Source organism: Candidatus Aquarickettsia rohweri (assembly GCF_003953955.1).
Lineage (GTDB): Bacteria > Pseudomonadota > Alphaproteobacteria > Rickettsiales > Midichloriaceae > Aquirickettsia > Aquirickettsia rohweri.
Genome location: NZ_RXFM01000039.1, coordinates 1 through 10,660, shown reverse-complemented (window position 1 = coordinate 10,660; position 10,660 = coordinate 1). Strand labels below are relative to the sequence as shown.

The 10,660-nt window shown below is 25.9% G+C and carries 14 protein-coding genes; 11 read left to right on the top strand and 3 right to left on the bottom strand.

Features of this window, described 5'->3' with window-relative positions:
• Positions 1-127 (bottom strand): IS66 family insertion sequence element accessory protein TnpA (gene tnpA / locus EIC27_RS08160; protein ID WP_410519461.1); only part of this gene is annotated, 127 nt, incomplete at its 3' end.
• A gap of 487 nt (positions 128-614) precedes the next feature.
• Here tnpA (EIC27_RS08160) and EIC27_RS03470 point away from each other — a divergent pair.
• The 3 genes from EIC27_RS03470 to EIC27_RS03460 are packed head-to-tail and all read left to right on the top strand — an operon-like array spanning position 615 to position 2,684.
• A complete protein-coding gene (locus EIC27_RS03470; RefSeq protein WP_126044751.1) occupies positions 615-1,055 on the top strand; it encodes a hypothetical protein in 441 nt (146 codons plus the stop codon).
• A gap of 4 nt (positions 1,056-1,059) precedes the next feature.
• On the top strand, positions 1,060-1,605 hold the full coding sequence (locus EIC27_RS03465) for a DUF4166 domain-containing protein (protein ID WP_126044750.1): 546 nt from the start codon (positions 1,060-1,062) through the stop codon (positions 1,603-1,605).
• Complete coding sequence (locus tag EIC27_RS03460) at positions 1,602-2,684, top strand: saccharopine dehydrogenase family protein (protein WP_126044749.1); 1,083 nt, start codon at positions 1,602-1,604, stop codon at positions 2,682-2,684. The genes EIC27_RS03465 and EIC27_RS03460 overlap by 4 nt, the downstream gene beginning before the upstream one ends.
• A 36-nt stretch (positions 2,685-2,720) precedes the next feature.
• Here the strand turns inward: EIC27_RS03460 and EIC27_RS03455 are convergent, their stop codons facing one another.
• Together EIC27_RS03455 and EIC27_RS03450 are read right to left on the bottom strand one after the other, a co-directional pair.
• A complete protein-coding gene (locus tag EIC27_RS03455; protein ID WP_126044748.1) occupies positions 2,721-3,977 on the bottom strand; it encodes a 3-deoxy-D-manno-octulosonic acid transferase in 1,257 nt (418 codons plus the stop codon).
• Complete coding sequence (locus EIC27_RS03450; protein WP_126044747.1) at positions 3,970-4,659, bottom strand: lysophospholipid acyltransferase family protein; 690 nt, start codon at positions 4,657-4,659, stop codon at positions 3,970-3,972. The genes EIC27_RS03455 and EIC27_RS03450 overlap by 8 nt, the downstream gene beginning before the upstream one ends.
• Before the next feature lie 214 nt (positions 4,660-4,873).
• On the opposite strand from EIC27_RS03450, the gene fliF reads away from it, so the two are divergent.
• The 8 genes from fliF to tnpA (EIC27_RS08155) form a co-directional block, all read left to right on the top strand.
• Positions 4,874-6,412 (top strand): flagellar basal-body MS-ring/collar protein FliF, encoded by a 1,539-nt coding sequence (gene fliF, locus EIC27_RS03445; protein WP_126044746.1) that lies wholly within the window; start codon positions 4,874-4,876, stop codon positions 6,410-6,412.
• A 134-nt stretch (positions 6,413-6,546) separates the two neighbouring features.
• The gene (locus EIC27_RS03440) at positions 6,547-7,545 is read left to right on the top strand and encodes a flagellar motor switch protein FliG (RefSeq protein WP_126044745.1); all 999 of its coding nucleotides are present in this window, start codon (positions 6,547-6,549) and stop codon (positions 7,543-7,545) included.
• On the top strand, positions 7,532-8,074 hold the full coding sequence (locus EIC27_RS03435; RefSeq protein ID WP_126044744.1) for a hypothetical protein: 543 nt from the start codon (positions 7,532-7,534) through the stop codon (positions 8,072-8,074). Before EIC27_RS03440 ends, EIC27_RS03435 begins: the two co-directional genes overlap by 14 nt.
• Positions 8,075-8,104: 30 nt before the next feature.
• Positions 8,105-8,242 (top strand): hypothetical protein, encoded by a 138-nt coding sequence (locus EIC27_RS07020; protein WP_154663845.1) that lies wholly within the window; start codon positions 8,105-8,107, stop codon positions 8,240-8,242.
• 22 nt (positions 8,243-8,264) lie between these two features.
• The gene (gene fliN / locus EIC27_RS03430; RefSeq protein ID WP_126044743.1) at positions 8,265-8,546 is read left to right on the top strand and encodes a flagellar motor switch protein FliN; all 282 of its coding nucleotides are present in this window, start codon (positions 8,265-8,267) and stop codon (positions 8,544-8,546) included.
• A gap of 91 nt (positions 8,547-8,637) precedes the next feature.
• Positions 8,638-8,937 carry a hypothetical protein gene (locus tag EIC27_RS03425; RefSeq protein ID WP_126044742.1) on the top strand — a complete coding sequence of 100 codons (300 nt, stop codon included), beginning with the start codon at positions 8,638-8,640 and terminating at the stop codon, positions 8,935-8,937.
• 20 nt (positions 8,938-8,957) lie between these two features.
• Entirely contained in the window at positions 8,958-10,178 is a 1,221-nt protein-coding gene (gene hemA, locus EIC27_RS03420; protein ID WP_126044741.1) for a 5-aminolevulinate synthase, read from the top strand.
• Between the two features lie 325 nt (positions 10,179-10,503).
• Positions 10,504-10,660 (top strand): IS66 family insertion sequence element accessory protein TnpA (tnpA, locus tag EIC27_RS08155; RefSeq protein WP_410519448.1); only part of this gene is annotated, 157 nt, incomplete at its 3' end.

The following is a 10,660-nucleotide window of genomic DNA, read 5'->3' as shown; positions in this document are numbered from 1 at the left end:
CTACAAGAATTCTGTGCCATTTATAAAATGTACTTCTCGGCACATTCTTTTGCTTACAAAATTCATATTTACTTACATTACTTTTTTTATATTCTTCTACTAGCTCTTTCCATTTTTCATTACTTATTCTTTTTTTCTAATAGCATCATTAGCCTCTATTTTTTTAGGCTTTTGTTCTACCACTTATTTTTATTCTTGCCTAGATGCCCTTATTTTAGCGCTTACTTATCTAGAAATTTTGTTTAAAATTATTAGTAATTACAAAATTGAAATTCATACTAGTAACTAGATAAAAATCTTAACATTTATTTAGTATAATTTAGGTTAATAAGTAATAGGTTGACCTGAACAGCAGATAAAAAGGTATAAATTTATAGCAAATCTTGAAATTATGAACTAACATTTTTCTTGACAGTCATCACGAGCTACGGAAGTGGTGTGGTGATCCAGTGATATTGATTACGTTTTTTTGATGTATTTTTGTATTGCTACACAAATATACAATTTATTCGCAATGACTAGAGTGCAAATCAAAATGAAACAAAAATTTTGTTTTTATTTGTAAATAGGGTAGTTTTAGTTTAAGTGTATTTATAAAATATAAAGCATCATACATGGTAAAGTATAATCAGGAAGTGGTATACTTAATTTATGATGGAGAATGTCCTATTTATAAAAATATAGCACAAATGCTAAAAATTCGTAAATCTATTGGTGAACTTGTTATTATAAATGCTAGAATTAGTCAGCCATTAATTTTAGAAGCTAAAAAACAAGGATATAATTTAAATGAAGGTTTGATAGTAAAATATCGAGAACAATTTTATTATGGTGAAGATGGAATGTGTATATTAGCGATGTTTAGCAGTCAATCTGACTTATTTAATAAAATAAACAGCAAATTATTTAAATCAAAAGTGTTATTGAAATTAATTTATCCTATTTTAAAGTTTGTTCGTCTTTGTTTATTAATAATAATTGGCGTTAAGAAAATAAAACATGATAGTGAGCCTATATATAAAGTAATTTTTAAAGGTTCATATAATATCATATAATAATATGCCAGTAGTATTAAAAAAACGTTATTCTAATAGGCAGTATTCAAAAGATATACTTGTGTTTGACGGTAATATGAATATTAGATTTTCTAAATTTTTTAAAATATTAGTACCTTTGTTAAAACTATTTAAAGTATTTGTGCCTTATGAAGGAACTAATATTCCAACGAGGGTTTATGCAAAAAGTAAAGAATATTCAAAGAGTTATATTTTAGAAAGACATTTTAATTTTTCAAAACATAATCCATATATATTTTGTTCAAAATTTACAGCAAGCAAAGATAATATTATAGTTGAAATTGTGAGGTTTGGTATAGTATTGAGTTATTATTATATTTTTGATGGAAATAAAGTTAAGATAAAGCATAAATGTTATGTTTGGCATATATTTGGCAAATTTATTCCTATACCACTTAGTTTATTAATTGGTAAAGTATACGCAGAAGAAAGGGCAATTGATGAAAATAATTTTAAATTATCATTAGTAATTATTCATTCATGTTTTGGAAAGATTTTAGACTATAATGGTAAATTTAAAATAATATGAATAAAATTCTTATTCTTGGTGGCTATGGTAATTTTGGAAAGATAATTACTGAACAATTAGTAAGGGCTGGAATAGATATTACTATTGCTGGTAGGAATGAAGAGAAAGCAAAAAAAGTTGCAGCAGAATTAAATGTGAAGGAAGCAATATTTGATGTAAATACAAGCTTTGATTGCTATCTTAAGATAATAAAGCCAAAAATAGTTATAAATACTTGTGGACCATTTCAAAAAGCTGATTATTCAATTGCAAAGAGTTGTATTAAACAAGGAGTGCATTATATAGATATTGCTGATGGACGTGATTTTGTATGCAGAATTATTGAATTAGACAAATTAGCAAAACAAGCTAATACAATAGTTATAAGTGGTGCTAGTACTGTTCCTTGCTTATCATCTGCAGTTGTAGAAAAATTTAAAAATAAATTTTCTCAAATTGATTCTTTAATTTACGGAATAACACCAGGTCAAAGAACTCCACGGGGTCGTAGTACATTAACAAGTATTTTAACTTATCTTGGAAAGCCATTAAAATCATCTTTCAACAGTAATAAATTAGTATATGGTTGGCAAGATATTTACAGGCAAAAATATCCAGAATTAGGTAAGCGTTGGATGGCAAATTGTGATGTTCCAGATCTGGATATATTTCCTAAACAATATGGTATAAAAGTAATTAAATTTTCTGCTGGTATTGAAAGTAGTTTTTTACATCTAAGTGCCTGGGCATTGAGTTGGTTAAAAAGAGTGGGATTATCAATAAATTTAGAAAAATATGCTGATTTTTTGTTAAAATTAAGTAATTTTTTTAACATTTTTGGTACTGATAATGGAGGCATGCATATGATTATAAAAGGTAAAGATAAATTTAATCAAGTATATGAGCGTAAATGGTTTCTTATAGCAAAAAATGATTCTGGAATACAAATTCCATGTGTACCTTCAGTTATATTAGCTAAAAAAATATTATCAGGTGAATTAAGTGAATTTGGTGCAAGGCCATGTATAGGAATGGTAAAATTACAAGAATATCTAAATGAATTAAGTGAATTTGAAATTATTCAGTATATAAAAAATTAATCTAAAATGCTTTTTATGTTGATTAAAATTATAGTATTATTTTAGATATTCATAAATAGTGTTAAGTGCAACTTTAAAAACATCTTTTTGTTTGTTGATTATTTTTGTTGAATTTTTGATAAGTTGTTCTTTATATTTAGAATCATTGAATAATTTTTGTAATTCATTTTTAAGTTGCTGAGTAGTTTGTGTAGTAATGATTGCTTTATGCTTAACAAATTCATCTATTAGATCTTTAAAATTTGATGTATAAGGTCCTACAATAATTGCACAATTTTGTTTTGCAGGTTCTAAAATATTATGTCCACCAATGTTAGCAAAAGATCCGCCAACAAATATTATATCATGGGCTTCAAAAAAGTTGCCTAATATTCCAAATGCTGAAATTAATAAAAGATCATTTTCATCCTTAAAATCTTTAATATCAGTTATATAATCTAATTTATAATTTTCAGATAAAGAAATTACTTCTTGTATTCTTGATGGATGGCGGGGAATAATAATAGTAAATATATTGGAAATATTTTCTTTAAGTTCTTTGTGAATTTTAACGATAATTTTCTCTTCTCCATCATGAGTGCTGACTGCAACAAAAACATTTTTGTTTTTAAGTTTAGATTTTAATTCTTTTACATAAGTATCTGAATAAGATAAAGATGGAGATGAGTACTTGAAATGTCCGATATATTCAACATTATCTTTTGTAAAAGTTATAAATCTATTATAATCTAATTGACTTGCTGTATATATTACAGAGAATTTTCTTAATATTGAGCTTGTGAAGTTTTTATACTTACTCCACATAGCAAATGAGGAATCTGATAATCGACCATTAAATAGGAGCATGGGAATATCTTTTGTATTAATTTGATCAATTAAATTTGGCCATAATTCTGATTCAATAAATATTACAATTTTAGGATTCCAATAGTTAATAAATCGTTTAACAATAAAATTTAAATCAATTGGTAAAAATTGATGAGTTGTATTATTCAATTTTTCTAATTTAAAAATTTTAGCAGATGTAAGTGTTGCAGTAGTCATCAATATATGTAAATCAGGTCTCTTATCTGAAATAATTTTAATAAGTGCAATAGCCATATTAGTTTCTCCTACGCTTGCGGCATGAAACCAAATTATTTGTTTGTTTTTTGGATAGTTAGCAAATTTAATAGTAAGTTTTTGAGATAAACTTGTGGTGTTTTCCTTTCCTCTAATCAACCTAATAAACATATAAAAAATAATTACAGGAGATGCAATTAATGAAATAATTTTATATATTGTTCTATACATTTTTGTTTTTTAAAGATACTTGATGATCTAAGTCATTTAGTTGTTTTATCATTATTTTTTCTAATTCATTGTTTTGTGTATTATTAAATTTATATGGTTTAGATATATTTACTAAAATTTTAGTAAAAGGTAAAGGGATTGTAAAATTATCCCAGCTTTTAAGAGTTTTAGATCTTGTTGCAGCAAATGATAAACAAATAATAGGTATATTAAATTTTATTGCTAAATTTGTAAGAGCACTATTAACTTTATACCTAGGGCCTCTAGGTCCATCAGGTGTGATTACTATTCGTTCATTTTGTTGTATAGATTTTATTATATCTTTTGTTGCAGATAAACTTCCTTTGAAGCTGGATCCTCTTATAGTATCATGATTATAAAGCTTTACAAATTGATCAACATATTTTCCATCCTTATGTAAGGAAGTTAATACTTTAAATTTTCCAAATTTTTTCATAATTTTAGGAAAAATTAAAATTCTTCCATGCCATAAGCTTAAAAAACAAACTTTATTTGACTTCAAGATCTTAATTGATTCATCATCTATATTTAATTTTATTTTTGAAGTGATAAATACAATTAATAAATAGAGTTGAATTATTTTTGTTACAGATAACAGAAAAAAACTATGATTTAAAATTTTTTTAAAAAAGTTTTTAAACCTATATTCTTTTTTAAGCAAAGCTTTGAATTAAATGTTACTATAAGAACTTATATATACAATAAATTTTAATATTAGGCTATAATTGATGTTATGCTAAGGTATAAATCCAAAATGATACAAAAAATTTCTGGATTTATAGATTTAAAATTGCTAACATATTTTAGTTGTAATTGTAGAATCTAAGGTGTAGGTTTTTTCTTTAGATTTTTGACGGTAGTGGGGCGTGTGTTAAATGGATTTTTTAAAAAAACTTGGAATTTATAAATTAGTTTTATTCTCTTTATCAACTTTAGCTGTATTGATTGCTTTAGTATACTTTGTTATTAGTTTATCTAAGCCAATATACAGCCCTTTATATAATGATTTAACACAACAAGATCAAAATATTGTTACTTTAAAGCTTCAAAGTATGGGTATTAATTATCAAGTTGGTGCAAAAAATTCTCAAATTTTAGTGCCAGCTGATAAGGTTTTGTCATTAAGAATGTATTTTGCTCAAAAAGGTCTAATAACATCAGGAAATTTAGTTGGATATGAAATTTTTGATAAAGAAAACGGCCTTAGTAGCTCACAGTTTTTAAATAATGTAAATGCTTTAAGAGCGCTTGAAGGTGAGTTATCTAGAACTATAAACAGTTTGTCACAAGTAGAAAATTCAAGAGTGCATTTGGTTTTACCAAAGAAAGAGTTGTTTTCTAAATCAAGTGTTACGCCATCAGCATCTATTATGTTAAAATTAAAAGTAGGTGAATCTATTTCAAAAAATGAAATTAAAGCAATTACTAATTTAGTGGAAAAGGCCGTACCTGATCTATCTTCTGATAATATAAGTATAATTGATAGTATAGGTAGTTCTTTAAAAGCACCAGGTTCTGAAGATAATGGATTATTTAATGATAATAATTCTGAATTTAAATCATTTGAATATCAAAATTTAGTAGAGAAAAAGCTTAAATCAAAAATAGAAAATTTACTAGAAAGTCGTGTTGGTATTGGGAAAGTTAAAGTAAATGTTGCGGCTAAAATCAACACTAATAGACAAGTTATGGTATCTGAAGTATTTGATCCTGATGGTCAGGTGATCAGATCAAAAAAAGTTAGTGAAGAAAAAGAAGATGATGAAAATGATGGTGATGGTATTTCTGTTGCAAATAATATTCCAAATTCAAATCAGCAATTAAATAACTCTAATTCAATACTTAAGAAAAAAAGTAAATTAGATGATATTACAAATTATGAAATATCTAAAACTGTAACAAACAAAATTATAGATGAAGGTGGAGTTGAAAAACTATCTGTGGGGATTTTAATTGATGGTTATTATGTTTATGATGAAAAATCTAAAAGTAATGTTTATGAAAAGAGGAGTGATGAAGAACTAGAAAAATTAGGGGCTTTAGTGAAATCTGCTATAGGTTATGATCAAAATAGAGGTGATACAATAGAAATTGTTAATTTAAAATTTATAGATAATAATTTTGAAAAAGATATTCAGAAAGCTAATTGGCTAGATGATAATTTAAAAAATTTAATCCAAATGGGAATGATTGGTGTTATCGTTATTCTTGTTATATTGTTAATATTTAGACCAATTTTAGCAAAGATTTTAGAAGCTAATAAAAGTGGATTTGGAGAAATCAACAAATTTTTTGATTTTAAAAAATTTGGAACTAATAATAAATATTCTGGTGAGGATAACATGGATAATAAAGATTTTTCATCTTCTGCTCTTAATGATTATTCAGAATCTGGAGGTAAAAAATACCTGTAGGAATGAAACATAAACAAATCTTAGATAAAATAAATGAGTTGGTTGAGAATTACCCTGAGGAAGCAACAGAAATACTAAAGAAATGGATCAATAATGATCAAAAAATTTTATAAATATCAATAATTAGTTTTATTATGGAAGTAAACAATTTAAATCAAGAGAACATTATAAGTGCAGCTGTATTGCTTTTAACTTTAAGTGAAGATAATGCTGCAAAAATATTAAAGCAATTATCAGATGATGATGTTTATAAGATATCAAATGAAATAGCAAATTTAAAAGAAATGGACACTGAAATAGTTTTGGATATATTATCTTGTTTTGCTGATAAAATAAGTAGTGCAAGCTTATTAGGCGGCCATTTACCAAAATTAAAGAGATTTTTATATAAAGTATTTGACGAAGAAAAAGTAGAATATATCATGAGAAATATTGATAGTCCTATGAATCAAGTTTGCGAATCACTATCAAATATGAATGATAAATCATTAGTTGAATATTTAAAAAATGAATATCCACAAACTGTTGCTTTTATCTTATCTAAGCTTCCATCTCAAAAAGCATCTAGTATTATAACTAAATTTTCTGATAATTTTTCTTTTGAAGTAATTAAAAGGATTTTAAATCTTGAAGAAGTGAGTAAAAATGTAGTAGTGAATTTGGAAAATACTTTGCGTAAAGATTTAATTGAAATATCAGATTCATCTAGGGAAATTGATAATAACCAAGTGGTTGCAGATATTTTTAATAATTTTGATAAAAAGAACGAGAATACATTTTTTAATCTTTTGGAAAAATATGATGAAAATAAAGCTCGTTTGGTGAGAAAGCATATGCTTATTTTTGATGATATTAAAAGGGTTGATTCAAGGGGTATGCAGATGCTTATTAGGTATTGTGATAAATCAATTTTACCTAAAGCATTAAAATTTGCAGATGATGATATAAAAAATTGTTTTTTTAATAATATGTCGGCAAGAGCTGCTAAAATTCTAATAGAAGAAATTGAGAATTCTAGTAATGTTAAATTTGAAGAAGCTGAATTATCTCAAAAAAATACTTTAGTAGTTTTAAGGGAATTAATTAATAAAGGACAAGTCACTTTAAAAGATATTGTAAATGAATCAAATTAATATGAAGGAGCTTGAGGTAAAAAAATTTACGTTTTATAATTTTAATGATGATATTAGTATAGAAGAAAATGCAACAAAGAAAAATATCAAGGATGAATATACTGGTAAAGATTTAAAAGTAACTAGTGATATATTGGCAAAAAAAGAAATTGTTGTAGAACAAGATCATTATACAAAAGAAAAGATTGAAATTTTAAAACTTGATTCTTTTAATAAGGGGTGGTCAGAGTGCGAAGTTGCTCAAAAAAAACTTTTAGATAAAGTAAAGGAAGATAATACTTATAGTATATTAGAAAAAATTGATACCAATTTAGCTAATATAAATGAGACGATTGAAAGTAAATATGAAAATCTAGCAAATGATTGTGTTGAACTAAGTTATATAATTGCAGAAAAGTTAGTAGGAAAACTAAACAAAAAATTTCCAAATGAAGCAATTTTAGAATTTTTAAGCAATAATTTACCATTATTATCTCATACAAGTGAAATTAAAATAATGATTAATCCAGATAATTTTATTCAAATTTAGGATTATTTAAATAATATACATAAAGATTCAATGATAAAAATAAAATTAATTAAAGATAATTCAATAAGTATTAATGATTGCAAAATTGATTTGGGTAATGGGGTGATAAAGAAGGATACGAAAAAAGTTAAAGAAGATTTAGAAGAAATTTTTAAAAATAATTTATAATTAATTATATTGGTAAGGTACTATGTCTACAGAAACAGATAATATTAAGAATAAAAATGGAATCAACTTAAATCTTAAGGCTATTTATGATGTGCCTATGAGGTTGAAAGTTGTTTTAGGACAAACGGATTTTAAGGTAAGTGATTTATTGAAATTAAATAAAGGTGATAAGATTGAATTAGATAAAAAACCTGGTGATCCAGTTGATTTGTTTGTCAATGATAAATTAGTTGCCAAAGGTGAAATAGTCCTTATTGATGAAAAAGTTGGATTAACACTTACTGAGATTATTGCAAATGATTAATTTAATTAATTTTAAATTAGATTTTGCTTGATTATAAAGTATAAATTATATATTAATCATATGAATAATAACATTTAAACGTAATTAAATTATGATAGAAAAGCTAATTAACTTCTTACACGTTGCTCCATTGATTATTATTTTTGCTTTAATAATTGGTGGGAAAATTAATAAAAAAATAACTGGTAAAAATTTTGATTTTTCTCCAACTATTTTATTATTAAGTTCTATTGGTATTGCTTCAGGTTTTGGTATTCACCATCATCATGGGGAAGAGACTTCAAGTATTTGTTATTTATGCTTTGGATATGCTGCTATTTTAGCAGGGCTTGGCCTTAAATTAGCTAAATCAAATAAGTCAAATAAGGTGGCAGAAAAAAAAAGCATATAAAAATTTAACTTTTTTACAAAATGGAAAAATACTTTCTTTCAGCTCTTTCAAAAATTAAGAGTGAAGGAAGGTATAGGGTTTTTACTGAATTAAAGGGTAATCCTGCTAATAAGGTTAAGGCTTTTAGTTTAAAGCATAATAGAGACATTGATATTTGGTGTAGCAATGATTATCTTTCAATGAGTAAAAATGAAATAGTTATAGATGCTTTAGCTAAAGGTGCTTATGAATTTGGAGTTGGATCTGGTGGCACTAGAAATATATCCGGGACTAGTGATTCTATAATTAAAGTTGAAAACGAGATTAGTAATCTACATAATAAGGAATCAGCTCTTGTTTTCACTTCTGGTTATATAGCTAATCAAGCTACATTATCCACTATTTCTAAAATTATTCCAAATTGTGTTATATTTTCAGATGAAGATAATCATGCCTCTATTATTTATGGTATTAAAGAGAGCAAGCTTGAGAAAGTAATTTTTAAGCATAATGATATGGATGATTTAGAGAATATCCTAAAAAAATATCCTTATGACTGTCCTAAATTGATAGTGTTTGAAGCTGTTTATTCTATGTCAGGTGATGTAGCTCCTGTTGGTAAGTTATGTGAATTGGCTGAAAAATATAATGCATTAACTTATGTTGATGAAGTTCATTCAGTTGGTATATATGGAAAAGAAGGTGCAGGGATATGTGAAGAATTAGGGTTTCAAGATAAAGTTGATATTATTCAAGGTACATTTGCAAAGGCTTATGGTGTGATAGGTGGGTATATTGCTTCAAAATATGAAATTGTTGATAGTATTAGGAGCTACTCTCCAGGATTTATTTTTACTACATCACTTCCTCCTGCAATAGCAAATGCTATATTTGCTAGTATAAAACATCTTAGAAAATCAAATGCTGAAAGAGAGAAATTAAAAAATATAGTATCTATATTGAAGAATAAACTTATAAATAAAGGTATTAGTTTTTTAGAAAATCAAACGCATATTATTTCGATTATGATTAATGATGCTAAATTATGTAACGATGTATACACAAATTTATTAAAGGATCATTCAATATATGTTCAAGGTATTAACTTTCCAACAGTACCTAAAGGTGAGGAAAGATTAAGGATAACTGCAAATCCATTCCATACTGAGGAGATGGTAGAAAAGCTAGTTAATTCTTTATATATTGTTTTGTCAGATTACAATATTTATTGTAAAAAGCTTAAAGAAGTCTCAGTTGCTTAAATTATTAGATAAACATGAGATTTTGCATATTGAACAGTGCATCTAGTTGTTATTGTGAGGATGTGAAAAGGTATTGGTGGCAATCTATAAATAAATCAGATAAGTAGGGTTGCTGGATAATCATAATACTCACGTGGCTCGTGAGGACAATTGCGAAATTATTGGCCCTTGAAGACAAAAGAAAGATGTAATGACTAAGTTGTTTGATCTTATGATGATTGATTACAAGATTTAATATTAATTTACAATGTAAGCGCTAAAATAAGGGCATCTAGGCAAGAATAAAAATAAGTGGTAGAACAAAAGCCTAAAAAAATAGAGGCTAATGATGCTATTAGAAAAAAAGAAAAAAAGAATAAGTAATGAAAAATGGAAAGAGCTAGTAGAAGAATATAAAAAAAGTAATGTAAGTAAATATGAATTTTGTAAGCAAAAGAATGTGCCGAGAAGTACATTTTATAAATGGCACAGAATTCTTGTAG